27 protein-coding genes are annotated in these 22,426 nt (G+C 68.8%); 20 read left to right on the top strand and 7 right to left on the bottom strand.

Going from position 1 to position 22,426, the window contains the following annotated elements; all coding sequences use genetic code 11:
* The first annotated feature begins 18 nt into the window (after positions 1-18).
* The 6 genes from QOL99_RS00135 to QOL99_RS00110 are packed head-to-tail and all read left to right on the top strand — an operon-like array spanning position 19 to position 8,026.
* Entirely contained in the window at positions 19-1,776 is a 1,758-nt protein-coding gene (locus QOL99_RS00135) for a hypothetical protein (RefSeq protein ID WP_285520596.1), read from the top strand.
* On the top strand, positions 1,773-2,546 hold the full coding sequence (locus QOL99_RS00130; protein ID WP_285520595.1) for a hypothetical protein: 774 nt from the start codon (positions 1,773-1,775) through the stop codon (positions 2,544-2,546). Before QOL99_RS00135 ends, QOL99_RS00130 begins: the two co-directional genes overlap by 4 nt.
* Positions 2,546-4,774, top strand: coding sequence for a hypothetical protein (locus QOL99_RS00125; RefSeq protein WP_285520594.1), 2,229 nt, complete (start codon positions 2,546-2,548; stop codon positions 4,772-4,774). Before QOL99_RS00130 ends, QOL99_RS00125 begins: the two co-directional genes overlap by 1 nt.
* 8 nt (positions 4,775-4,782) lie before the next feature.
* On the top strand, positions 4,783-4,998 hold the full coding sequence (locus QOL99_RS00120; RefSeq protein ID WP_285520593.1) for a hypothetical protein: 216 nt from the start codon (positions 4,783-4,785) through the stop codon (positions 4,996-4,998).
* Entirely contained in the window at positions 4,995-5,420 is a 426-nt protein-coding gene (locus QOL99_RS00115) for a hypothetical protein (protein WP_285520592.1), read from the top strand. The genes QOL99_RS00120 and QOL99_RS00115 overlap by 4 nt, the downstream gene beginning before the upstream one ends.
* The gene (locus QOL99_RS00110; RefSeq protein ID WP_285520591.1) at positions 5,417-8,026 is read left to right on the top strand and encodes a hypothetical protein; all 2,610 of its coding nucleotides are present in this window, start codon (positions 5,417-5,419) and stop codon (positions 8,024-8,026) included. The genes QOL99_RS00115 and QOL99_RS00110 overlap by 4 nt, the downstream gene beginning before the upstream one ends.
* On the opposite strand, the gene QOL99_RS00105 is transcribed toward QOL99_RS00110, so the two are convergent.
* Positions 7,983-9,182 carry an O-antigen ligase family protein gene (locus QOL99_RS00105; protein WP_285520590.1) on the bottom strand — a complete coding sequence of 400 codons (1,200 nt, stop codon included), beginning with the start codon at positions 9,180-9,182 and terminating at the stop codon, positions 7,983-7,985. The genes QOL99_RS00110 and QOL99_RS00105 overlap by 44 nt on opposite strands.
* Positions 9,183-10,016: 834 nt before the next feature.
* Between QOL99_RS00105 and QOL99_RS00100 the strand changes: the two genes are divergently transcribed.
* From QOL99_RS00100 to QOL99_RS00070, 7 genes are all read left to right on the top strand, one after another.
* Positions 10,017-10,361, top strand: coding sequence for a hypothetical protein (locus QOL99_RS00100; RefSeq protein WP_285520589.1), 345 nt, complete (start codon positions 10,017-10,019; stop codon positions 10,359-10,361).
* Positions 10,362-10,424: 63 nt separating this feature from the next.
* Positions 10,425-10,829, top strand: a complete 405-nt coding sequence (locus QOL99_RS00095; protein ID WP_285520588.1) for a hypothetical protein — start codon at positions 10,425-10,427, stop codon at positions 10,827-10,829.
* Entirely contained in the window at positions 10,817-11,212 is a 396-nt protein-coding gene (locus QOL99_RS00090; RefSeq protein ID WP_285520587.1) for a hypothetical protein, read from the top strand. Before QOL99_RS00095 ends, QOL99_RS00090 begins: the two co-directional genes overlap by 13 nt.
* Entirely contained in the window at positions 11,199-11,555 is a 357-nt protein-coding gene (locus QOL99_RS00085; RefSeq protein ID WP_285520586.1) for a hypothetical protein, read from the top strand. The genes QOL99_RS00090 and QOL99_RS00085 overlap by 14 nt, the downstream gene beginning before the upstream one ends.
* Positions 11,542-12,339, top strand: coding sequence for a M15 family metallopeptidase (locus QOL99_RS00080; RefSeq protein ID WP_285520585.1), 798 nt, complete (start codon positions 11,542-11,544; stop codon positions 12,337-12,339). The genes QOL99_RS00085 and QOL99_RS00080 overlap by 14 nt, the downstream gene beginning before the upstream one ends.
* Positions 12,340-12,341: 2 nt before the next feature.
* On the top strand, positions 12,342-12,899 hold the full coding sequence (locus QOL99_RS00075; RefSeq protein WP_285520584.1) for a hypothetical protein: 558 nt from the start codon (positions 12,342-12,344) through the stop codon (positions 12,897-12,899).
* 29 nt (positions 12,900-12,928) lie between these two features.
* On the top strand, positions 12,929-13,309 hold the full coding sequence (locus QOL99_RS00070) for a hypothetical protein (protein ID WP_285520583.1): 381 nt from the start codon (positions 12,929-12,931) through the stop codon (positions 13,307-13,309).
* Between the two features lie 42 nt (positions 13,310-13,351).
* Here QOL99_RS00070 and QOL99_RS00065 read toward each other — a convergent pair whose 3' ends face one another.
* The gene (locus QOL99_RS00065) at positions 13,352-13,561 is read right to left on the bottom strand and encodes a helix-turn-helix domain-containing protein (protein WP_285520582.1); all 210 of its coding nucleotides are present in this window, start codon (positions 13,559-13,561) and stop codon (positions 13,352-13,354) included.
* A gap of 109 nt (positions 13,562-13,670) precedes the next feature.
* Between QOL99_RS00065 and QOL99_RS00060 the strand changes: the two genes are divergently transcribed.
* The 3 genes from QOL99_RS00060 (at position 13,671) to QOL99_RS00050 (ending at position 16,009) form a co-directional block, all read left to right on the top strand.
* On the top strand, positions 13,671-14,204 hold the full coding sequence (locus QOL99_RS00060) for a hypothetical protein (protein WP_285520581.1): 534 nt from the start codon (positions 13,671-13,673) through the stop codon (positions 14,202-14,204).
* Between the two features lie 117 nt (positions 14,205-14,321).
* Entirely contained in the window at positions 14,322-14,864 is a 543-nt protein-coding gene (locus QOL99_RS00055; protein WP_285520580.1) for a hypothetical protein, read from the top strand.
* A 440-nt stretch (positions 14,865-15,304) separates the two neighbouring features.
* On the top strand, positions 15,305-16,009 hold the full coding sequence (locus QOL99_RS00050) for a hypothetical protein (RefSeq protein ID WP_285520579.1): 705 nt from the start codon (positions 15,305-15,307) through the stop codon (positions 16,007-16,009).
* A 54-nt stretch (positions 16,010-16,063) separates the two neighbouring features.
* On the opposite strand, the gene QOL99_RS00045 is transcribed toward QOL99_RS00050, so the two are convergent.
* The 5 genes from QOL99_RS00045 to QOL99_RS00025 are packed head-to-tail and all read right to left on the bottom strand — an operon-like array spanning position 16,064 to position 18,606.
* Positions 16,064-16,960, bottom strand: coding sequence for a DUF3560 domain-containing protein (locus tag QOL99_RS00045; RefSeq protein WP_285520578.1), 897 nt, complete (start codon positions 16,958-16,960; stop codon positions 16,064-16,066).
* A complete protein-coding gene (locus QOL99_RS00040; RefSeq protein WP_285520577.1) occupies positions 16,957-17,325 on the bottom strand; it encodes a hypothetical protein in 369 nt (122 codons plus the stop codon). Before QOL99_RS00040 ends, QOL99_RS00045 begins: the two co-directional genes overlap by 4 nt.
* A complete protein-coding gene (locus tag QOL99_RS00035) occupies positions 17,325-17,801 on the bottom strand; it encodes a BTB/POZ domain-containing protein (protein WP_285520576.1) in 477 nt (158 codons plus the stop codon). Before QOL99_RS00035 ends, QOL99_RS00040 begins: the two co-directional genes overlap by 1 nt.
* Positions 17,798-18,133 (bottom strand): hypothetical protein, encoded by a 336-nt coding sequence (locus QOL99_RS00030; RefSeq protein WP_285520575.1) that lies wholly within the window; start codon positions 18,131-18,133, stop codon positions 17,798-17,800. The genes QOL99_RS00035 and QOL99_RS00030 overlap by 4 nt, the downstream gene beginning before the upstream one ends.
* Positions 18,130-18,606, bottom strand: coding sequence for a hypothetical protein (locus QOL99_RS00025; protein WP_285520574.1), 477 nt, complete (start codon positions 18,604-18,606; stop codon positions 18,130-18,132). Before QOL99_RS00025 ends, QOL99_RS00030 begins: the two co-directional genes overlap by 4 nt.
* 113 nt (positions 18,607-18,719) lie before the next feature.
* Here QOL99_RS00025 and QOL99_RS00020 point away from each other — a divergent pair, with 113 nt between their 5' ends.
* The 4 genes from QOL99_RS00020 to QOL99_RS00005 are packed head-to-tail and all read left to right on the top strand — an operon-like array spanning position 18,720 to position 22,346.
* Positions 18,720-18,944 carry an XRE family transcriptional regulator gene (locus QOL99_RS00020; RefSeq protein ID WP_285520573.1) on the top strand — a complete coding sequence of 75 codons (225 nt, stop codon included), beginning with the start codon at positions 18,720-18,722 and terminating at the stop codon, positions 18,942-18,944.
* Positions 18,941-21,718, top strand: coding sequence for a class I SAM-dependent DNA methyltransferase (locus tag QOL99_RS00015; RefSeq protein WP_285520572.1), 2,778 nt, complete (start codon positions 18,941-18,943; stop codon positions 21,716-21,718). Before QOL99_RS00020 ends, QOL99_RS00015 begins: the two co-directional genes overlap by 4 nt.
* Before the next feature lie 57 nt (positions 21,719-21,775).
* Positions 21,776-22,012 (top strand): hypothetical protein, encoded by a 237-nt coding sequence (locus tag QOL99_RS00010; RefSeq protein WP_285520571.1) that lies wholly within the window; start codon positions 21,776-21,778, stop codon positions 22,010-22,012.
* A 22-nt stretch (positions 22,013-22,034) separates the two neighbouring features.
* Positions 22,035-22,346, top strand: coding sequence for a DUF3006 domain-containing protein (locus QOL99_RS00005; protein WP_104990833.1), 312 nt, complete (start codon positions 22,035-22,037; stop codon positions 22,344-22,346).
* Positions 22,347-22,426: the final 80 nt, after the last annotated feature.

Genomic DNA, 22,426 nt, shown 5'->3' with positions numbered 1-22,426 from the left:
AATGAAAGGAGGTGAGCCATGCTCACCGGCAGCTATCACCCAGGGCGCGAGCCCTGGGTCATTCACGTCTACCGAATCGACCCAGGCGGCAACTTCAGCCTGGAGACCGTCTGGACCCCCGCCAACCCAGGACCCCTCAACGGGGCCTGGGCCTTCACTCACGGCCCCATCCACGAGTGCCGCTACGGCGAGCTGGGACTCGACCACGACCCCGGCTGGCCTCCCGACTCCCGCCTGCTCCTGATCTGGGAGCAACCCGACACGGGCCAGAAACCCGACTTCATCGGCACCGCGGGCATCCTGCGCGGCGGCCGCAGCGAGCTGGGCGGCAGCTACACCCTCCCCGTCCTGGGCCTGGGGGACCTCGACGCCAAAGGCCTCGCGGGAACCTACACCGCCGTGGGCGGCTGGGTGAACGACACCATCAGTGCCCACGGCCTCGAGCTGGGCGAGCCCAAACGCGGGGAGACCGTCGAGGCGCACCACGCCCGGCTGCTGGCACCTTTCCCGGACGGCGGCTGGGGCGTGCGCCCGGACGGGCAGCGGGTCATCGGGCGGCCCTCGGGAGGCGCCCCCGTCAACCTGGGGGCCGAGCAGGTCCAGCGCCTCCAGAGCAGCGGCTACGAGCGTCAGGCCTACGTGACCGAGGCCGTGGGCAACCCGGGCGAGCGCTGGGCCACCCTGGTGCAGACCCGGCTCCGCCCCACTGTCCTCACGCCACGGGTGCTGGCGGCGGCGGGGACCGACAACCTCATCCTCCCCGACGTCGAGTTCGTGGTCCGGCTGAACTTCGTGCAACTGATCAGCCGCAGTGCCGATCAGGCGGATGAGGGCATCGAAGCGACCTACGGGCAGGCCAATTTCACGGGGCCACGCCCCGAGAAGACGGTCTACCTGACCCTGCCCGCCGCCGCCACGGTGAGGGGGGACGCTCCGGCACCCCGCTCCAGCGTGCGGGTGAAGGTCCGCATCAGCGTGCCGCTCAGCCAGATCGTGCGGGAGAGCGCGACCAGTCGGCACGCCCTGGCCGCCCGCTGGTCGCTGAAGAACCTGCTGTTCCCTTTCCGGGCCTACGTGACTGGCGGGAAGGAAGCGCTCACCCCACCGGCCCACGAGGACTACGAGCTGGCCGCTCCCACGGCGGCAGACACGGGCGCCGTGCTGTCCCTGCGGGACTGGCTCAGTCAGACCCCGGACGGGCGGTGGGAGGACGCACTCTCACACCTCTCCCAGGGCGAGCGGCCCCTGCAGGGTGCGGAGCTGCAACTGCGCCTCTCGCCGCCCCAGGACCTGATCGCTGAGGCGTACGAGAGCATCGGGGGCGGCACCTACCACTACCTCCTGGAGGTGTGGGTGGACTTCCCGGCGGCCCAGCAGGTCTACCGACGCCGTCCAGGGCGGGACGCGTCCCTGCCCGCCTACGTGACCCTGGTGCGCGGCGGGCGGGTGCACCTGGAGGTGGGACGGCCGGGGGCCATCACAGATGCGCTGGCCGAGGCCTTACCCCCGGAGAACCTTCCGGACGGCTGGGACGCGCCGACCTACAGCGATCCGACCTTCCAGGGGGAGGTGGCCGGGCGGCTGATCGCGCCCGCGGTCATCACAGGGCTGCCCCGCCCGGACGGCCTGCAACTGAGCCAGGTCGTGACGGAGCTGCGGCGGGTGCGGACCCACAGCAGCTACCACACGACCATCCAGACGGCCGCGCGGCAGACCCGTCAGCTCACGGCCGCTGAGCAGCAACTCAAGACCGCGAAGGAGGGGAGCGCCTGGTGAGCCTGATCCGCATCCACATTGCCCCGGCAGGCCTGCTGCCGGGCGAATCCGAGTGGCTGGACGCCGAACTGCTGGACTATGACGCGCCCTTTGACCTGCAGGCCGCTCCGGTGGAGGGGGGCCGCGCGGTGGACAGCGTCGTGGTCCGCCATACCGGGGACCGGCTTCCGACGAGTTACGCGTACACGGCGACGGGGTATCTGTACGGGCGCAGCGACACCGAGCTCGATGCCCTGTACTGGCGGGTCAAGCGGCAGCTCGCGCATGCGGACCAGATCTGGCGGGGCGAGCGGTACCTGAAGGTCGGTGGGGCCACGCTCGCGGGCGGGGAACCGCTGCGGGGGCAGACGGTGGTGCCTGCCCCCATCGTCTGCCAGGTGACGGAGCTGCGCTGGTACCGCGCGAACGGCACGCCGCTGCACAACGGGGCGTCGGGAACCAACCCGGTCGCGCCACCCGCTCCACCACCTCCGCCTGCCGCGACGACGTTCACGCTGACCCTGACGCTCACTGGGCCAGCGCTCGCGCCGGTGACCGTGACCAACCTGACCACAGGGCAGCAGGTGTTCGGGGCGCAGATCGGCGGTACCTCGTCCATTCCCGGCCTGACTGGGGGGCATACCTACCGCGTCTCAGGGGGTGCGGTGAACGGCTGGACACCGCCCCCCGACCGAACGCTGACCCTGACGGCCAACACCACGCTCAGCCTGACCTACACGCAGGCCGCGCCGCCTCCACCGCCTCCGCCGCCTGACACGGGGTACTACTGATGGCACTGAACATTCCACCAGGCACCAAGCTCAAGGACCGGGTGATGCCCACCGTCCCCGCGAAGGAGGACATTCCCGAGTACCTGGACCGCGCCCGCGAGAGCAACCTGAACGACCAAGAGGTCCGGCACACCAACGTCATCGGGTCAATCATCACCGACCGAGCCACATGGACCACCTACCGGGTGGATGGGCAGCCCCCCTATGGCACGCCAGGCACGCTGGACAACTACACGTTGACCCCCTGGCCCGACGGGGCCGAGATCGCCGCCCTGGAAGCCCGCATCGTGGCACTGGAGGCCCTGCTGCTGGCGGGGCCCCCTCAGGCCGGGGTGGATGCCATCAGCACGGGCCGCCGCGCCAGTGACGGCGTGGTCCGCGAGTACCGGTTTGCACCCGTCACCCTGACGAGTGGCATGACACTCACGGGGGTGGCCCTGACGGTCACCACGGCGCACCCGGCCCAGTTCATGGAGGTCAGCGTCTACAACGCGGCGGGGCAGCGCGTGACCACCACCGAGCGGCGCGAGATCGTCACGGCGGGTGCGGTCACCCTGGCCCTGCGCCCGGTCGCGGTGGCCGGAGGCGAGTACTACGCCATGATCGCGTCCACCTCGCCCACCGCGCAGTTCGGACTGACCGGCAACCTGGAGGGCCTCGCGCTCCCCCTGCTCGAATCCGGGGTCCTGACCAGCCCCACCAATTTCACCCACACCATCGACGTCGGGACCATGCCCGCCGATTCCATTCAGGAGTACTACCTGGCTGCGGTGAATGGGGCAGGACAGGAAACCACGTGGGTGCAGCGTGAGGTCACCTGGGGCACGCCCTACCAGGTGCAGCTCTCGTGGGACGCCGTGGCCGGGGCTACCGGGTACCGCATCTACAAACACAGCGCGGCCCTGAACGGGTTCGGGCTGTGGGGCACGACCGAGGCGGGCACCACCACCATCCTGGATGACGGGACGGTGGCTCCGCTCGCGCCCGCCGTGCCCATCGGGTACCAGAATGGGACGGCGGGGCGAGGGGTGCCGCTCAGCCCGGAGAGCGTGGACCTGAGCAGGGCCGCGCTGGGGAAAGCCCCGCCCGCGCTGACGCTGTACGGCAAGCGCACGCCAAAGATGACCGTGCCGGTCAAGCATGAGCAGATCGGGCAGGGATTTAAAGAGGTGTGGGTGTACGGGGAGGACCCGGTGTCGCAGCAACCCTATGGCTGGCGCACCAACGCCGGACGGATCTGCCGCAGCACGGATTCCGGCATCACCTGGGAGAACCTGATGCTGCTGCCGCCGCCGGTCGCCAATCAGGTGACCTCGCCGTCGGACATGCTGGTGCACGCGGGAAGGCTGTACGTCCTGATGGCCAATTTCGACCTGTGGCGGACTTCGGACCTCACGGCGAACGCGACGTGGCAAAACATTTCCTGCCCGGTGGGGGACGCCCTGCGGCATCCAAACGCCGTGGCGCGGCCGTTGGCCCTCGCCATCTTCGGCAACCGGGTCTACCTCGGGGAATACAGCCACATGCCCAATGAACTCACCCGCGCCGGGGGGAGGCAGGGCAGCAAATGCCGGGTGCTCAGCCTGAACCTCGATACGATGGTGTGGAAGGTCTCGGGGGAGTTCGACGCGAGGCACGCCCACAGCGGGAAGGTGATGGGCACGGCGGCGCTGTGGTGGACGTTCGGGGACGCTGGGTATGGCCCCGACGTGGGCGTGAGCTACCTCCCGGTGGAGGGCCTGCGCCCCGACGGGCAGCGGGACGCCTGGGTGAGGGACACGCTGTACGGCCTGGAGGGGGAGACGGGGCACTCGGACCACTACCCGATCGCCATCGGCGCGATTCTTCCGGAGGACGTGACCAGCGGCGGGGTGCGCGTCCCAGCAGGTCTGTATATGGAGTCGGACCGGGTGGGGATTCACGTGCTGATGGTGGGCTGGGCGGGCATCACGGGGCAATTCAGCATCGACGCCCTGGTGTTCCCGGATGTCCTCAGGCCGGGCGAAACGGTGGCGGGGCTGGTGATGGATGCCCGGCGCAACCTGTACTACCTGACCCAGGAGAACGACAAAAACCGGTGGTACGTGTGCCCGCCACCGTACACGCAGACCATCCCGTTTTACGAGCACGTGGACAACCGCATGTACATCGGCCGCGCCGTGGTGAGCGGGAACGCGGTGCTGGTGCACGGGCACCGCGTGGAGTTTGCCCGCTTCGAAGGGCAGTGAGGAGCAACATGATTCAGATCACCAGGCAGGCGGGACGCGCCGTGATCGTGCCGCTGGGCAGCGATCCCGTGCCCGTGCGGGTGCGTCTCGCCAACGGCACCATCGGCCACACCACCACCGTGACCCCGGAGGCCCCCCTGCGCCTGCGGGTGCAGCCCGGCAGCGGCGCACAGATTGAGTACACCGACCCGGAGACGGGCGGCACCGTGCAGGTGGGACTGTGAAGGGCGTCGAGGTCAAGCAGGCCTTCGTGCAGGGTGACGACGAGGAGATCATTTTCGTCCCGTTTGACGTGGACCCGGAGTTGGAGGTCACCGACACCGGAATGGCGCTGGTCCCCGGCACCGGCATCCCCGCCGACCTGACCGGGGTACAGTTCCGGGCCAAGCTGAAGGCTAACCACGACGCGAAAGAGGCAGAGGCGGAAATCCCCCCTGAGCGCTGGAGGGTAGAGACTCGGGACTGGGGCGTGTATGGGGAGCTGCCCACGGTGGTGGGGTGGCTGCCCAACACCGTCACGCAGGCCATGAAGGCCCTGTCGGGGGTCTATGACGTGGAGGCGGTCGAAAACCTCGGCACGCCGGACGAGTACGTGCAGAAACCGCTGTATGGGACGTACACCCTGCGGCGCGAGGTGACGACATGAGCGCAGGGCAGAAGCTGCGGAATACGGTGGGCGTCCTGACGCCGGATGGTCCTCGGAAGCTGGACCGGGTGACGTCCGTGCTGGTGGGCGTGAGTGGGCGGCAGGGGCGGCAGGGGGACCCTGGTGTGACCGAGGCTGAGCGGCAGACCCTGCTGACGGCGGCAGAGGCGACGGCGGGGCAGATCGCGGCGATGGAGGCGGCGGCGGCGTTGGCAGAGCAGCGGGTCGGCGAGGCGCTGGCTCCGGTGCCGCAACTGCTGGCCGATACCGCGCAGGATCGGCAGCAGAACCAGACCATCATCAGCAACCTCTCCGCCGTGGGGGCCGTGCAACAGGTGGCCGCCACCCGCGCTGAACTGGACCCCCTGCTCACCGAGGGGCAGCGCGGCCTCGCCCTCTCCGGGGAGATCGTGCGGAAGGTGGGGGCGAGCGTCTCCCGGCTGGGTTGGCTGAGCAACTCCAGCATCCCTCTCGCGGGGCTGAGCAGCACCGACGCCTACGGGGACATGCAGCAGCGCGTGGCCGATGCAAGGGCGACTGGGAAGCCGCTGGACGGGGCAGGCAGCACCGCCACCCTCGCCGTCCCTGCCGCCCTGGACATGCGCCGCGTCACCTTGCGGAACGTCACCCTGCAAACCACCGGGGCGCTCGCGGGCGGGGTGCTGACCTGGGATCACACCAACGAGGTGCAGACGCTCACTGAGACGTTCATCGCCGCCAGGGGGAGCGTCTCTCTCACCCTCCCCGGCCACGGGTGCAGCGCCGGGGACGCCCTGCTGATTTTCGGCAGCCAGGAACACAGCAACGCCCGCCAACCTCTCGCGGGCGGCGTCCCGTACTACCGCACCGGCGAACGGCGCCGCGTGCTGCACGTCGCGGACACGAACACGGTGATCGTTGACGCGGGCCTGCTGTTCGACTACTCGGCAGAGTTCCCGGCCCGCGTGGTGCGGCGCGGGCGCGAGGTTGTCACGGGCGGTATGGAGCGCGTCACGCTCCTTCATGACCCCACCGACCTCAACAAACGCAATGGGGTGACGTTCAACTATGCCGAGGCGCCCACGCTGCTGGATAACGTCACACTGCGGGGCTTCCGGCAGCAGGCGGCGGGCTTGCTGAACAGCGCAGGGGCCGTGGTGGGCCTGGTCGCGCACGACGGGCGCAACCCAGCGCTCAGCGGCGGCAGTTACGGCCTGAGCGTGCAAGACCTCAGCGACGTGGACATTCTTGGAGCGAACATCAGCGCCGGGTGGCACGCCCTGACGGCTGGGGGATTCTGGCCGACCATCTACCGCGTGCAGGGCGGCAGCTTCCAGGGTGGGCACTACGGCCCGGCCATTGACGCCCACGCGAATGCGTACTGGGCCAGCGTTCGGGGCGCAACCGTGACGGGTGGCCTGAGCCTGAACGCCTTGCACTCGCGGGTGAGCGACTGCGACATCACAGCGGGCATTGCTGGGGCCGTGTCTGGGCTGAGCGAGGCCCCAGCCGGGGCCACCTTCGAGGTTCGCAACAGCCGGATTCATCGCCGCACCGGGAGCGCGGTCACGCCTGCGCTGAACTTCGCCCGCGCCTGGGCGTATGACGGCACGTCCACCGCCACCCCGGACGTGCGCTATGAGCGCCTGCTGATTGAGAACGTGGAAACCGTGTTTGAAGGGGGAAGCGCGACCAACGAGCACGCGCTGACCATCAACGTCTCTCTCAAGCGGTTGGTTCTGCGGAACAACACCCTGACCCGCATCGGCAATCCTGGCGGGCAGCGCAGCCGTATCTACTACAACCGCATCGAGAACATCGAGGTGGACGGGCTGGTGCTCCAGGGTGAGCGCCTGGTAACGGATCGGGCTGTGCCTCCTGCGGGTGGGTTGCCGTTGCTGGAGGCCACACCGAAGCGGGCGGTGTGGCGCGTCCGGGTTGAGAACGTACCGGGGGCCAGCCTCCTCGGTGCCCTGCACCTCGCCGCAGTCGCCGCTGTGCCCTGGGGAGAACTCACAGTGGACCTGGAGGCGAGAGACAACCCGGCACTGCCCCTGCTGGTGTCCAACGCTGCCCGGCTGAACCTGCGGCAGCGCAGCAGCGGCAACTCGACGGCGCAGGGCGCGATGAGCAGCACGTACCAGACGGGCGCGTTTCTGCTGGAGGTAGGGGAGGTGTGCCTGGCCCCGGATACGGAAATCGACGAAACGGATGCTGGAGCGCGTTTCGCCCTCACGCTCAACAACGTGGGCACGGTCTACGCGCCCGAGGGGCGCCTGCGTGGGCGGCTGGCGAGCGTCAGTGTCACGGGCACACCCACCTGGGCAGATCGGCGCAGTCTCCGGCAGGCGACGGGGGCAGGAACGGCCTACCCAACCCTGGCCGGAACGTCCACGCAGGCGCCCCTAAGCGTGCCTGCCAATGGTGTGGTGGCGTTCAGCATCACGGTCACGGGTGCCGTGGCGGGTGACATTCCCATCCTCTCGCCGCCTGCTGACCTGAGTGCCGATCTGCGCTACACGGTGCGGGTCAGCGCGGCGAACACGGTTCAGGTGCGGCTCTACAACGGCACCGCCGCCGTCATCAGCCATACCGGGACGTGGACGGCGCGGGTGATCCGTTCGTGATCTGCCGCGCCGTGAGGGCGAGGGCCAGCCCCGCCCAGAACAGGCGGTTGTCGTTCACATCGCCGGAGACCAGGGCATTCACCAGCCCAAACAGCAACAGCCCCAGAGCAAGGACGCCCGCGATACTGGTCCGACTGGCCTTAAACACCCGGGACAAGCCCAAGCACAGCAGCCCAACCAGGGCGGCAAGAGCCAACCAGCCTGCCTCCAAGCCAATCTCCAGCAGCAAGTTATGGGGGTAGATGATCGGGGTTGTGGTGATGGTGAGAGGCACAACCTCCTCAAAGCGCCCAAACCCCACTCCAAGAGGGTTTCGAACAATCTCGGGCAGGGTGTAGGTAATGGCTTCAGCCCGTGTGGCGCTTGACCGGTCCAGGTCGCCCGAGAAAAAAGTCTGGAGGCGGGCCAAGCTTTGCGCGGGGACAAAGGGGAGGGCAGTCAACCCGCCTGCCAGGAGCATGAGACCAAACAGTCCCACCCGTCCCGCGCCTCGTGCACGTCGCAGGCTCATGAGAAGAGACGGGGTGATGGCAAGCGCAACTGCAATCAACGGGCCGCGTGATCCACTGGACACCAGCACGAAGGTCATAGGCGCAGCCAGGAGCAGCGTGGCCGCGCCACGTAGATGCCCCCCCAGCCAGAGCAGCAGGGCGACCAGTAGACTGCTCCCCACGGTTCGCCCCAGCGCAATCGTGTTGGCGTCGAACGCCTCTAGGCGGTCGAAGGCACCAAGAGACTGATAGCTCTGCAAGGCGTTAAACGCAGTCAACCCGCCGACGAACAGCAGGGCATATCCGAACCGGAGAACAGCATTTCGGTCATGCAGCAGCACAGGCGTAGCCACAGCCCCTAGGAGGGTCAAGGTGTAAAACCGGGCCGCTTTTTCCAGTCCATAGCCGGGGCCGACCTGAAAGAGGCCGAGCATCATGACCACCCACAGGCCGAGCATCCAGATCGCGGCGGACGGCAGGCGCTGTGTTTGAACGACGCGCCAAGCGGTAGCAACCCCGACAACTCCCGCGAGCGCGACTGTCAGATCAAACGGTAGGGACAGGGCCGACTTGAAGACCCCGGCGAATAGAAAGGCGGCCAGGGCGAACTCGCGCCACCCCACAGCTCGCATATAGACCCGAGGGTGCGGAATGGTCCACGTCATGCGGCCATGCTACGGGGTCTGAATGCTGCTGACTCGGAGGACGCGCCCGCTGGGGCGTTGGAAAGCACTGCCATTGACGAAGATCAGGTCCACATCGCCCCGAGCAACCTCTACGCGGTAGGTCACTGGTTCGGAGGTTACCGGGTAAGAGGCCAGCACCCGTCCATTTTGCTGCACCTCTAGGACAGGAGGAGACGGCGCCTGTGGGGCCGCCGACCAACTTTTGAAAGTAAGCGTGCCAGCATCGCACGATCTCACGACAAGAGCACTGGTCCGGGCCAACTGCCACGTCCCAGGCGTGATCTCACGCGGCGGTACCCGGCGCTCTGGCAGAAGACTGACCTGCCCACACCTCTCTGTGTGTGTAGCCGGTACGGTCACGTTCAGTTTGGTCCGAGTCGTCAGCGCAGTCGGGAATACCAACGTCAACGCTACGACGACAGCCACGAGAACAGCCGAGCCAATACCGACCCACAGAGCACGCACCTGTCTGAGATAGCACGACCCCACACAGCATCGGGTAGCCTTTAGGTGGACGCCTGAGAACGTTCCGAGCAACACCGGGCTGTGGTGCCTGCGTTGGGCTACTACGGTCAGCCGCCCCCCTCGCCGGGGCGGTTTTTCATGCCCCCCGTCCATCGGAATCCCGATAGACCCCCGAAACGGGAATCCCCGTATCGCTCCCCGATACGTGCCGCTATCAGGCTAAAAATCGGTCAGCAGCGACACGCCTAAGCGATTCAGCCCCCGCCCCATGCGGGGGTTCTCTGTTGGCCCACCGCTCCCTCGGCGGCTGTGGGCCACGCTCCTAGCCGGTGCCCCCGGAGGCTCACCATGATTCCCGATTGGCTCGCCCGACTCCTCGGCTGGCATACCCAGCCCACGCCCCCCGCTGCTCCCCGCACGCCCGGCGCGGCTCAACCCGGCCCCCATCCCTACGCCGTGGCTGAGCCGCAGGCAGACGGCACGGTCATCGTCCGCATCCGCCCCGGCCAGGGGGATGCCCATGTTCGCCATGCACGCCCCGACTCCACCTACGGCCCGGACCTCGGTGGCAAACACGGACAAATCCTGAGCACGATGACCGGGCAGGTGTCCATTCGCGTCACGCCCCTCACCGGCTCTGTGCTGGAGGCCAAGGACGATCAGGGCATCTGGCTGCCCTTCTACCGCCACTAGACCCTGCTCCCCGCCCCGGCTCCCGCCCTGGGCGGGCGTTTTCTGCCGGGAGATCGGAGTCCCATGCGTTACCCCCTCCGCGCCGCCCTGCTCCTGGGGGCGGCCCTCTGCACGCTCGCGCCCCCCGCACGGGCGAACACTCTCGCCCTGGCGACCACACCCCCCATCCCCGCCTACTCCCCACCCGAGTGCGCGGTGGAGGCCCGCTGGACCGGCTATAAATCCTGGCTCAAGCAGTACCTGATCGAGATTCGCCTGCCGGACGCCTGCCCGCGCAATGCCGGGCGGCTGGCGCGGATCATCACCAAGCACGGCGGCGTCCTGCCCCCCATCGGGTACTTCCGGCTGGGGGGCGGGTATCCCCGCCGGGTGACCTACTGGGTCCTCTCCCCGGCCTACGTGCGGGACCGGGCGGCCCCGAACGTCTGGGTGGGCGTCCCGATTCAGGGGGCGCCGTGGGTCCGCTGATGGAACGGCGCTACCGCACCCAGGTGCAGACCGGGCAGATCATGGTCGGCCTCGCCCTGCACCTCACCGCCCCGGTCGCCAAACCGACCCTGTGGGTGCTCGAAATCTGGGGCGGCTTCCAGCTTCCGGGGTGGGTGTGGCCTGCGATCTTTCTCGCGGTCGGGCTGGGGCTGCTGCTCGCCCGCCGCCCCCGCGTGGCGCAGTTCGGGATGATGACCGCCTCGCTGCTGTACGTGACCATCGGCGCGGCGTCCTACCTCACGCTGGGCTGGAACGCCTTCACGCTCGTCTGCCTCTTCGCTGCCGTCCACTGCGTCTGGACCGCCATCGACCTCCGCGCCCGCGCCGACTACCTGCGGGAGGTGGAGCGTGGCCGGGCCTGAGCTGACCGTGGGGCAGATTCTCGGCTCCATCTCGGGCATCGGCGGCGTGGTGATTGGGGCCTGGACCCTGCTGGGCAAAAGCAAGGACACCACCTACCTGCGGGTGGTAGCCGACCGCGACCGGCTGGACGGGCAGCTCAAGGAGTTGCGCGAGCAGCAGCAGGCGACCGACAACCGCCTGGCCCGCGTCGAGTCCGAGATGAAGACGCTGCGGCTCGACCACAAGGTCGTGCTGGATTTTCTGCGGGACATTCGCTCCGGGGTCTTCGACTGGGAGCAGATCAAACGCCGCGCCAGCGACCTGCTGGACCGGCTGGGAGACAGTGCTGATGAGCAACTTTGACTTCGCCGCCGCCATCAAGCAGCGACCCGGCGGCGCGACCCAGGCCGAGCTGATCGCCGCCTACGGCAACCCGCTGCTGGATTCCACGCCCCATCCCACCCAGCGCGGGTGGTTCACCCCCGGCCCCATGTGGACCCGGCAGAACCTGGTGGAGATTCCCACCGCCGAGCTGCCGGGGTTCCCCCCGTTCGGGGACCAGCAGGTCCGGACCATCCGCCTGCACCGCCTGGTCGCGCCCGTGTTCCGGGCCACCTGGGCCGAGCTGGTCGCCCGGAACCTGCACACCCGCCTGCGCACCTACTCCGGCGCGTTCGCCCCCCGCCACATGCTGCACGACCCCCGCAGGCCGGTGTCCGTGCACGCGTACGGCGCCGCCATTGACGTCGAGGCCGCCTGGAACGGGTACGGCATCCCGCACGAGCGCATGGGCATCGACCGCGAGGTCGTCGAGGTGTTCGAGCGCTGCGGCTGGGAGTGGGGCGGGCGCTGGGATGTGAGTGACGGGATGCATTTTCAGTGGACCGACCCGCTGCCCGGCGTGCGGCAGGCCGCGTGGCGGGACGCGGGGCCGGTCCCCATCACCCCGCCTGCCCCACCCCCTCCCCCCACGCCCGCAGGCCCGGTCTACATCTGGGCCGCCGTGCGGAACGGGGACGGCAGCGTGCGGCCCGGCGAGGTGGTCAGCATCCCGGTCAGCGCGGACGGGCGGCTGCTGGTGCAGGCAGACGGGCGGCCCAAGATTTACCGGGTGCCCGAGAGCCGCCTCGCGGAAAGGGAGGTCTGACCGTGGAGCTGCAAGTGATTCAGGCGCTGGGCGTGCCCGGCTTGCTCTTTCTGGCGGCCTACGTGGTCGCGCATGTCTACATCACCGAGTTCGTGAAGACGGTCCTGGCCCGGCTGGGCAAGGTGCCCCGCGACCTCGCGGTGGTGGCCCTGAGCCTCGCCCTGGGCGCGGGACTCGGTGCCCTGCTGCTGGGCGGACTGGCGACCACGGCGGGGGTGACCCTCGCGCCCCCGTTCGCGGGGATGACGCTGGGCGTGGTGCTGGCGGTGATCGCGTCCGGGTACGTCGCGTACAAGACCCGCAGGCAGACGGCCGGAGTGCAGGCCCAGGCCACCTCGCAGGAGGCCACCCTCGCCGCGCTGTTCGAGGCCCTGGGGCGGATGCAGCCTGCCCCGGTGGTCGTCACGACCCCGCCCCCGCAGGTGACGGTGGAGGTGCCCACGACCGCCCAGCCGCTGGACTTCCCCTTCGAGCCCCCGCCCGACTTCCCGATGGACGACCTGCGCCCGATGACCCCGGCCGACGTGACCCAACTAGGCACGGACGGCCCGGTGCGCTGACGCCACACAGAATCGGCCACAGGAGACACATGACGGAATCCAAACCGCAGAAGGTCATCGGCCATGCCCACCTGCGCCTCGCCACCCTCATTCACCGCTCTGATCGGGAGGGAGGGATTGACGAGGTGACGCCTCCCAGCCCACCGCTCGCGCCGCTGATTCAGCGGGCATATCTGCATGGGTACGCGCTGGCCGTGCATGGCAGCCTGCACCGTGATCTGGACCTCATCGCCGTGGCGTGGACTGAGGAGGCGTGCAGCCCGGAGGAACTGGTGGAAATGCTGTGCCAGCACGAGGGCCTGATTCACGCGGGAGGCTGGGCACAGAAGCCACATGGACGGGTGGGCGTGACGCTGCTCACCCGCGACTGGAACAAGCCCATAGACCTGAGCATCATTCCGCCCAAGTAGCTCCCCGATACGTGCCGGTAGCGGGACAGGTATCGGCCAGGGCTACTCGCTCTGGCCGGGCTTCTCTCGCACGGTCAGTTCCAGTCCGAAGTGGTCGAGAATCGTTTGCCACACTGGGGCGATCTTCCCGCGCCCCTGGAGTGCCCGGTTGAGTTCCTGTGGTTCTAGCCCCATCTGCCGCGCCGCCTCCGCCTGACTCACGCCTTGCTTCGCAATCTCGGCGCGGATGCGAGCGCGTATCTCATCATTCACCCCGACAGGGTACGTCATCCGTTCTGGTCTACGGGCCATGAAGCGAGTATAGGCCAAAAAGGTTGATACATAGGCCGAAAGGGTATACGATGCTGGAAAGGAGGAACCTATGACCGACCGTGAGCACAAGGCCTCTACTCGCCTCCAAGACCGCGTGGACTGGGATGAGGTGCGGGAATTGACCGCACGCGATATGGCGGAGGCCGCAGAGGACTCGCGCCGGGAGAAGTTGGCCCGCGAGGCTCGCATGTGCGACCTCTGCGGAAAACCAGCGACTACCTCCTGCGAGGGCACCCCTGTCTGCCACGAGTGCTCGGACGCTGTGTACCGCGCCGACATGGAGCTTGACCGGGCGCAGGAGGAAGCCGCCAGACGGCACTTTGAGGGCATCCATATCGAGGCGGTCGCCGCCTCACGCCCCGGTTGGTATTGGTGCCGCTGGCACGCGCTCCCCTGGTACTTCAACTACGCCATGCCCAGCCCCGACACGCACGTTGGGCCGTTCCCCGACTTTGACGCGGCCAGCGCAGATCGCGCTCAAGCACTCAAGCTCGCCCAAGAGCACGAGGGCACGCCGACGCCAGAGGGCTGGGCGCTCAGCCTGTGGGACACGAAGCAGCCCGACGCCCCCTTCAAGCACTGACTGATACGTGCCGGAATCGGGAGAGTAATCGGCCACCCCCTGCGACACACCTGACGTAAGCCCCAGCCCCCTGCCCCACGGCGGGGGGCTCGCCTTCCCGCACCCTGGAGGTGCCCCATGTCCGTAGACCCCCGCATCACTGCCGCCACTGCCGCCGCCCGCGAACGCGCCCGCCTGCGTGACGCCATCCTCGTCGAGCGCCAGCGCACCCGGACTCAGATCGTCCTTGCGCCGCCCGTCCAGCCCCGCATCCGTACCCACCAGTCCCTCCCCACCGCGCCTGCTCCGGCCCCTACCCCTGCAACCGACGAGCAGCTCGCCAGCCTGCTGGACACCCTGCTGGTGCCGATCCTGGCGGGCGTGGCCCAGGCGCGGGCGGCCTACGGGGACCGGCGCATCACGCTCCCCGAGGCGGCAGCGCTCGGCGTCACCGTCATGACCATCGTGTCGGCGGCCGTCCATGCGCTGCCGGTCATCGAGAGTACGAACGCCCGGGCACTGGTGCTGCTGGTGTACGGCGTGCTGTGGGACCGCTACGTGATGCCGCTGCTGCCCGCTTACCTGAGGCCGTTCGCGGGGCGGGTGAAAGGCCGGATCATCGAGCTGCTGGAGACGCTGTACCGGGCGGTGGTGAATCGTCGAGTCGCCCAACCCCTCTGATCTGATTGCCCCCTCCCCCTGGCCCTCGCGGCTGGGGCGGAGGGGGCTTTTTTTGTTCACCACCCCCCCCGCAATCAAGACGCGCCTTTTGACTAACTCAGCCCCATCTGGCAGACTTGGCGGGACGCCCAGAACCACCGCAGGCGTCCCAGGAGCCCCCATGCCCAACGATCAGAGGCCCGCCATTCTCGTCAGCGAGTGGGCGAAACTGCACGACGTTCCCGACCGCACAGCCAAGGCGTGGGCCGCCGCTGGACATCTTCCTGCTTGGCAGTCTTTGGGAACTTGGCTTATCCGACCTGAAGCGCCCCATCCCGGCCGAATGCCCACGGGCGCTGCCGCCCACAAACCGAAGGGTTGAACCGATCCCCACCGTCCCAGACAGTGTTTTTCGTTTTCGGGTGCTTGACTTACTCTGCCACATCTGGCATACTTAGGCCATGAAGAAGAACCCCATGACCGCCGAAGCCAAAGACCTCCTCATCGCCCAGGCCGCCGAGCACGGCATCACGGTCGAGCGCACCAGCAAGGACTTCTTCCTTGTGACGGCAGGCGAGCGCCAGCGCGTGACGCCCGGCCAGATCAAGGGCTTCATCGCGCAGGCCGAGGAGCTGGCCCGTCTCGAAGCCGAGGAACGCGCCGAGGCCCTGGCACTCGCCGACGAGCTGCGCAGCCAGCCGGTCGAGGAAGAAGCGGTCGTCGAGGAAGTCGAGGCCGAGCCCGCCGTCGAGGAGCCCGCCCCCACCGCGCCCGTCCAGGCCGCGAAGTCCGGCAAGGCCGTTATCCAGTGGGGGCCGCCCTGCGGCGGCGATCTGAGCGCCGTGGCGGCGGCCACCAGCCCCGAGGGCGACAACCCCCTGGTGCACCTGTCGTGGACCCCGGCCACCACCTACCGCAACAAGCAGGAAGCGGCCGAGGCCGGGAAGCGCCTGGGCGGGGGCTGGCTCGCCTCGCTCGCCCAGGACGCCGACGGGAAGCAATTCTGGATCGTGGTGCGGGTGGGGCGCGACCCCGGCCAACTCGTGCTCGACGGCGAGGCGGTGCAGCTGGAGCTGCTCACCGGCCAAGAGGCCGAGGCCTACCGCGAGAAGGTCAGCGGCGCCCGGTTCAAGAGCAAGGCGCAGTGGGTCGCGCAGGCCGTCTGAAGGCCACAGCAGAAGGCCCCGAGTCCGCGGACTCGGGGTCTTTCTCTTGGGGTGTCAACCGCTGGTAGACGGCTCCTCCGGAGGCACGGGCCGCAGCTCGTGCGGCGGCACCGCCCACTCCCAGCCCTTCGTCGGCCCCGTGATCTGCCGGACCTTGACGTTCTTCGGCCCCACGCGCACCACCTCGCAGCGCCCGTAGCGCTTGGTGTCCACCACATCCCCCTTCTTGTATGCCGTGACCGGCGCGAACGGCTCCGGGTTCAGGCTGGCTAGCCGTGCCCGCTCGAACTCCAGCCGCAGGTCCAGGTGCTCGGCCCAGCGCCGCCAGTGGGTCACGCTGCGGTCCCACGAGGCCTGCGTCTCCGGAGTGGGTGGACGCGCCTCCAGATCTGCGAGCGACCGCTGTATCACGCGCCGCTCCGCTTCCAGCTTCTCGATCCGGCGCCGGATCACGCCGGGGTCGCTCTTCTGCCTGGCCCGGCGCTCCGCGCCCGCCGCCCTGCCGCGCCAGTACTCCGCCTTGCGGCCCTCCTCGACCGCCCTACGCATGTTCTGATCACTGCGCTCAATGGCCCGGCGATGCCGCCCCTCGGAGTGGTGCCCGACCTTGATCGGCTCGCCCATCGGGGGCAGGCCCTGCATGGCGGCCCGCGCCCGTTCGTCAGACCGTCCCTCGGCAGCGGCGGCGCGGCCCGCGAAGCGGGTGATTCTGGCATCCGGGTCGTCGGGGTCGGCCTCGTGCCCGATCTCCTCCACAAACTCCAGCAGGAAGTCCTCGCGGCGGGTCGTCCACCTCGCCACCCACGCCTCCGAGCTGCGCCACCACTTGAACCCAGCCGCGCGGGTCCGGGCGTACTCGTCGGCGTCCAGGCGGGCGCCGGGGCTCCAGCGCAAGGTGTCGTCGTCGAGGTTGTAAACGGCCGTGCCCAGCGTCTCGCGCTCGCCGTTCACAGCTCCACCGTCCAGGCCCGCATGACCAGGCCCTCAGCCTCGTCGATCTCCACGTCCACGCGGTGGCCCATGATGCGGCCGAGCTGGACGGCCTCGCGGACGGCAGGCACGGCGGCGATCAGGGCATGGAGTTCGAGGACATCGCTCCCGGCCTCCACGATCAGGGCGAACGGCTCCCGCCAGTCCTCGGGGATGATGATCTCGACGTCGGTGAGGGTGCGGCGGCCCGCGTCGGAGGCGGGCAGGTCGGCCAACCGCACGACGGCCAACCCAACTGCCTCCAGCCTCTCCAGGGTGCGCTCGGCACCCCGGCCCAGGGCGGCGAGGGCTTCCGCCCGCGCGGCCTCCAGATCGGGGCGCCGCATCAGGCCACCGCCTCGACGATCAGGGTGTCCTGATACCCGAAGGTGCCGACGCCCTCGCGGGTGACGAACACCTCCCAGTGGACGTTGCTCACCTGCACCGCCGTCTCGGCCTCGACGCCCAGAAGGGGCGCGGCCTTCACGGCGGCGGAGGCGGGGCTGGGCGCGTGCAGGCGAACCGAGGCATCGCCCCGGCTCACGCGGTACTCCCGGCGTAGTTCCTGGGCGAGGTCGTTCAGCTCGTCGCGGTCCAGGTGCACGGCCATATACGCGCAGCATCCGGCGAGCAGGGCGCGGTGGACTTCGAGCGCCTCGCCGCTGCCAGCCAGGAGGGCCTGCATGTCGCGGACCTCCCCCAGACGGCGCTGGAGGGTGCCGGGTAGGGGAGAGGCCTCGTCCCCCTCCCGGCGCAGGATGGCGGCGAGGGCAGCCGCCGCCGCGTGCCGCTGGGAGCGGCCCAGCCGGAAGGAGGGGATCACAGGGCCACCTCCCGCAGGACTTCCATCAGGCGGAGCTGATAGCGCAGGGTGTTGAGCATCGCCTGGGCCACGTCGAGGTCGCGCCGGGCGTCCCGCAGGCCATCCTGCGCCGCCTTGAGGGCGCTGTACTCCTCGGCCAGGGAGAGGCGGAGGCTGGCCTTGCGCTCGGCCTCGTTGCGGCCCTCGACACCGTCCGTCACCGTGTGGGCCTCGGCGAACTCCAGCTCGAAGCGCACATCGGCCTCCATCTGGGCGCTGCGGGTGTACTCGCGGGTGGCCCTGACCAGTTCGGCGGTGGCGGCCTCCAGCAACTCGGGGGTGAGGCGGGTCATGCGGCCACGCTCCCGGTGGTCAGCCCGAGCTGGCCGTAGGCGTAGCTGCGGACGACCCCGGCTTCCTGCGCGGTCAGAGTGGCGAGGCTGGCGACGGGGCGCTCCAGGGCCTCCCCGGCCACGCTGTAGTGGTTCCGGTAGCCCAGGCGGCCCAGTTCGCGGTGAAGCTCACAGCCCTGAGCCTTGCCGATGGTGGGGATGGAGCGCTCGTCGCTCAGCAGAGTGGCGCGGCCGTCGCGCTTGGCCCAGGTCAGGAGTTGGACCGCTTCTTCGGTGGGGACTTCAGCGCCATCCACCGTGGCGACGATGGGAAGAGCGTGGCCCTGCTCGTCGCGGCCCCCGCTGAGGGTGACGGTGCGGGTAGCGACGAAGACGCGGGCGCTGGAGCCGTCGCCGTAGTCGGCGTAGAGGTCGAGCTTCCAGGTGCGGGTGACGCTGATGGGGCTGGTATCCTGCATGGCGATCCTCTTCAAACGGTGGATTCCAAAGCGGGTCTTGGTTTCCTAGGCCCTCCCGCTTTGGTGTCTGTATAGTAGGCGATATGTCTACTATTGTCAATAGTCGGATTGTCTACTACACTGGTCCGATGGAGCTGCTGTCGCCGACCGAACAGGGTTTGAAGAACGCGCTGGAATCGGCGCGTCAGGCCAAGGGATTCACTCACGCCGCCCTGGCCCAAAAACTGGGGATCAAGCCCCCTTCGGTGACCGCAGTGCTGACGCGAAAGCGCGGGCTGATCCCGCAGAGCCTCCTCGACGTCTTGGACGCACTCGATTTGGAACTGATCGTTCAACCCAAGGAGCGGCAGTGACTCCACAGGAGTTCGCCACCAAATGGCGTGAGCTGGCTCCCCGACTGAGCGAACGCGCGGCCTACCAGGAGCACTGGCGTGACCTCTGCGCTCTGCTCGGCGAGCCAACTCCCACGAGCGACCTGACTGGCGACGACTACGCCTTCGAGAAGCACGTCAAGAAGGCGGGCACCGGCGAGACCGGGTACGCCGACGTGTTCAAGCGCGGCCACTTCGTCGTCGAGTACAAGGCCAAGGGCAAGAGCCTGGGGAAGGCCCTGCAGCAGGCCCTGCTGTACGCCCGAGAGCTGGGCAACCCGCCCCTGCTGCTGGTCAGCGACCTGAGCACCACCGAGATCCACACCAACTTCACCGGCAGCAGCCCCAGGGTCATCCGCCTCACCCTCGACGACCTCGAGCGCGACGCGCCGGTCGGCGGTGACCTGACTGCCCTCACCGCGCTACGCGCCTGCTTCCGTGATCCCGGCAAACTCGACCCCCGGCAGCTCCGCGAGCGCGTCACCCAGGACGCCACCGCCCGCGTGGGTGAGGTGGCGCAGGCGCTCGCGGCCCGTGGCATGCCCCAGACCCAGGCCGCCCACTTCCTGATGCGCGTCGTCTTTGCGATGTTTGCCGAGGACGTCGGCCTGCTGGAGCGCGGCCTGCTGACCCGTCTGCTGAAGCGTGCCCGCGAGTACCCAGACCGGTCCCAGGGCTACTTCCAGGAGCTGTTCAGCGCCATGCAGGGCGGCGGCGAGTTCTGGGGCACCGACATCCGGCATTTCAACGGTGGGTTGTTCGACGACTCTGCCGCCTTGGGCATCACGCGGGAGGATGCCGACGCGCTGCTGGTCGCCGCGACCCTGGACTGGGCCGAGGTCGAGCCCGCCATTTTCGGCACGCTGTTCGAGAACAGCCTGGACGCGGCCACGCGCAGCAAGCGCGGCGCGCACTACACGGGCGTGGGCGACATTCTGCGCGTCGTGGAGCCGGTGGTGATGGTGCCCCTGCGCCGGGAGTGGACCGAGGTGAAGGCGCAGGCGGATGCGCTCAGCAGCAAGCGGGGCGGGAAGGCTGCGGCGCTGGAGGTGGTGCGCGGCTTTCACGACCGCCTCGCGCGGGTGACGGTGCTCGACCCGGCCTGCGGCAGCGGCAACTTTCTGGTGGTGACGCTGGGGCAGCTCCTCGACCTGGAGCACGAGGTGCGCTCGCTGGCTTTCGAGTTGGGCGCGGGGCCGTTCGCGATGCCGCCGAAGGTGCACCCCCGGCAGCTCCTGGGCATTGAGGTCGAGCCGTTTGCGCATGAGCTGGCAAGCGTGTCGGTCTGGATTGCCCATTTCCAGTGGAAAGCCGCGCACGGCGGGGAGTGGGAGACGCCCGTGCTCCAGCGGCTCGACACCATCCAGCACCGGGACGCCCTGCTCAACGAGGACGGCAGCGAAGCCGAGTGGCCCGAAGCCGAGTTCATCATCGGCAATCCCCCCTTCCTGGGCGACAAGAAGATGGTCGGGGGATTGGGGCGCGGGTACACCGACACCCTGCGCCGCGTGTACGGCGACCGCCTGCCGGGGCAGAGCGACCTCGTCTGCTACTGGCCGGAAAAGGCTCGGGCGATGGTGGAGGCCGGGGTCACGAAGCGGGCCGGGTTCGTCACCACCAACAGCATCCGGGGGGGCAAGAACCGGGTGGTGCTGGAGCGCGTCAAGGCGACCGGAGACATCTTCGTGGCCTGGCCCGACGAGCCCTGGGCGCAGGATGGAGCTGCGGTGCGGGTGAGCCTCTTCGCCTTCGATGACGGCGCCGAGTCGGTCAAGCGGCTGAACGGCGAGGTCGTTCCCACCATCAACGCCGACCTCAGCGCTCGCGTGGACGTGAGCGCCGCCGTGCCCCTCCCGGAGAACGCGGGGCTGAGCTTTATCGGCACCCAGAAGGGCGGGGACTTCGACATTCCCGGCGAAGTCGCCCGGCAGTGGCTCACCCTGCCCAACCCCGACGGGGTCAGCAACGCCGACGTGGTCAAGCCCTGGGTGAACGGAATGGACCTCACCCGCCGTCCCAGCGGGCGCTGGATTGTGGACTTCGGCCAGATGACCAAGGAGGAAGCCGCCCAGTACGTCGCGCCCTTCGAGTACGTGGTCGAGCAGGTGAAGCCCGAGCGGGAGAAAAACAGTGACCGCGCTTCGAGGGAGAGGTGGTGGTTGCACCAGCGCTCCCGTCCCGAGATGCGGGCTGCGACGGCGGGTCTACGCCGCTTCATCGGCATCCCCCGCGTCGCCAAGCACCTGCTGCCGGTGTGGCTGCCCGAAGGCACCTTGCCAGACAGCCAAGTCGTGGTCGTTGCCCGCGACGACGACTTTACCCTCGGCGTGCTGGCTTCCAGCTTCCACCGGGCATGGGCTCAGACAATGGGAACTTTCATGGGGGTGGGCAATGACCTGCGGTACACCCCGTCCACCTGCTTCGAGACCTTCCCCTTCCCCCATGCCACGGACGAGGTGAAAGCCGAGGTGGAGAAGGCCGCGCGTTACGTCGTGCAGCTCCGGGACCATCTGCTGGCGCAGGACCCCAAGGCGACGCTTACGGGGCTCTACAACGCCGTGGTGGCGCTGCGGGCGCATCCGGATGCCACTCACCCCGCCCACGCCCTCCTGAAAGCTCATCAACGTCTTGACCAGGCTGTCGCCGCTGCTTACGGCTGGACATGGCCCCTGAGTGATGACGAGGTCCTGGCCCGACTACTGGCGCTGAACCAGGAGCGAGCATCTGCCGCCACGGCGCCGGTCTCATCCGAGTGATGTCCGGACCGTGGCGAGCGCCTGCTTGAAGGGGCTCAGACTGCGCTAAGTTGCTGCGTGATCAAAGACGATATGGCTCTCCACGCGGGCATCCCTGAGAAGGCGGTCAAAGCGGCCCTTCAGCAGATCGGGTCGCAGGACGCGCTGTCAGGAGTGACCTGGGATGTTGCACGCTCTCGCCCGGGGCGGCCCATCAAGGTGTACTTCGAGGCAAGCAGCTCGGCCGAGCTGCAACTGGCCAAGCGGGCGCTGGAGCAGGCACTCCAAGCCAGCGGATTTGAGCTGTATCCCTGAGCCGATCGCGCTACTTTGCAGCATGAACCGAGATCACTCCTCCCACGACCGGGACGACACCCCACCCACCCTCGCCGGGCCGACCCAGATCACCGTGGACGGCATCGAGGGCAACGTTGCCCGCATTGAACTGCCTGACGGCACGACTGCGGACTGGGACCTCGCCAGCCTGCCGCGTGGTGTGCGGGAGGGGGACGTGGTCCGCCTGCACGTCGAGCATGGCGACCTCGAGATCGAGATTGACCACGCGGCAACGACCCGGCGCCGGACGGCCGCACAGTCTCAGCTCGACGCCATGAACAGGGCCGCCCCCACCGGGGAGATCGACCTGTGAGGCGGCTGCTGACCCTGGCGGCTCTCTCCCTGGGGATGGCGGCGGCCCAGGCCGCGCCTTCCGGCGTCCTGACCATCCGC

Source organism: Deinococcus rhizophilus (genome assembly GCF_030271215.1).
GTDB classification, from domain to species: Bacteria; Deinococcota; Deinococci; order Deinococcales; family Deinococcaceae; genus Deinococcus; species Deinococcus rhizophilus.
The sequence above is the reverse complement of the archived record's forward strand: the minus strand, read 5'-3'. Positions and strand labels throughout refer to the sequence as shown.

What these genes read in the sequence shown, in the direction of transcription:
- QOL99_RS00080 (WP_285520585.1), top strand. Translation starts at nt 11,542, where the DNA reads ATGAGCAACTTTGACTTCGCCGCCGCCATCAAGCAGCGACCCGGCGGC.
- QOL99_RS00125 (WP_285520594.1), top strand. Translation starts at nt 2,546, where the DNA reads ATGGCACTGAACATTCCACCAGGCACCAAGCTCAAGGACCGGGTGATG.
- QOL99_RS00135 (WP_285520596.1), top strand. Translation starts at nt 19, where the DNA reads ATGCTCACCGGCAGCTATCACCCAGGGCGCGAGCCCTGGGTCATTCAC.
- QOL99_RS00005 (WP_104990833.1), top strand. Translation starts at nt 22,035, where the DNA reads ATGAACCGAGATCACTCCTCCCACGACCGGGACGACACCCCACCCACC.
- QOL99_RS00110 (WP_285520591.1), top strand. Translation starts at nt 5,417, where the DNA reads ATGAGCGCAGGGCAGAAGCTGCGGAATACGGTGGGCGTCCTGACGCCG.
- QOL99_RS00095 (WP_285520588.1), top strand. Translation starts at nt 10,425, where the DNA reads ATGCGTTACCCCCTCCGCGCCGCCCTGCTCCTGGGGGCGGCCCTCTGC.
- QOL99_RS00030 (WP_285520575.1), bottom strand. Translation starts at nt 18,133, where the DNA reads ATGACCCGCCTCACCCCCGAGTTGCTGGAGGCCGCCACCGCCGAACTG.
- QOL99_RS00100 (WP_285520589.1), top strand. Translation starts at nt 10,017, where the DNA reads ATGATTCCCGATTGGCTCGCCCGACTCCTCGGCTGGCATACCCAGCCC.
- QOL99_RS00060 (WP_285520581.1), top strand. Translation starts at nt 13,671, where the DNA reads ATGACCGACCGTGAGCACAAGGCCTCTACTCGCCTCCAAGACCGCGTG.
- QOL99_RS00055 (WP_285520580.1), top strand. Translation starts at nt 14,322, where the DNA reads ATGTCCGTAGACCCCCGCATCACTGCCGCCACTGCCGCCGCCCGCGAA.
- QOL99_RS00050 (WP_285520579.1), top strand. Translation starts at nt 15,305, where the DNA reads ATGAAGAAGAACCCCATGACCGCCGAAGCCAAAGACCTCCTCATCGCC.
- QOL99_RS00120 (WP_285520593.1), top strand. Translation starts at nt 4,783, where the DNA reads ATGATTCAGATCACCAGGCAGGCGGGACGCGCCGTGATCGTGCCGCTG.
- QOL99_RS00040 (WP_285520577.1), bottom strand. Translation starts at nt 17,325, where the DNA reads ATGCGGCGCCCCGATCTGGAGGCCGCGCGGGCGGAAGCCCTCGCCGCC.
- QOL99_RS00020 (WP_285520573.1), top strand. Translation starts at nt 18,720, where the DNA reads ATGGAGCTGCTGTCGCCGACCGAACAGGGTTTGAAGAACGCGCTGGAA.
- QOL99_RS00105 (WP_285520590.1), bottom strand. Translation starts at nt 9,182, where the DNA reads ATGACGTGGACCATTCCGCACCCTCGGGTCTATATGCGAGCTGTGGGG.
- QOL99_RS00070 (WP_285520583.1), top strand. Translation starts at nt 12,929, where the DNA reads ATGACGGAATCCAAACCGCAGAAGGTCATCGGCCATGCCCACCTGCGC.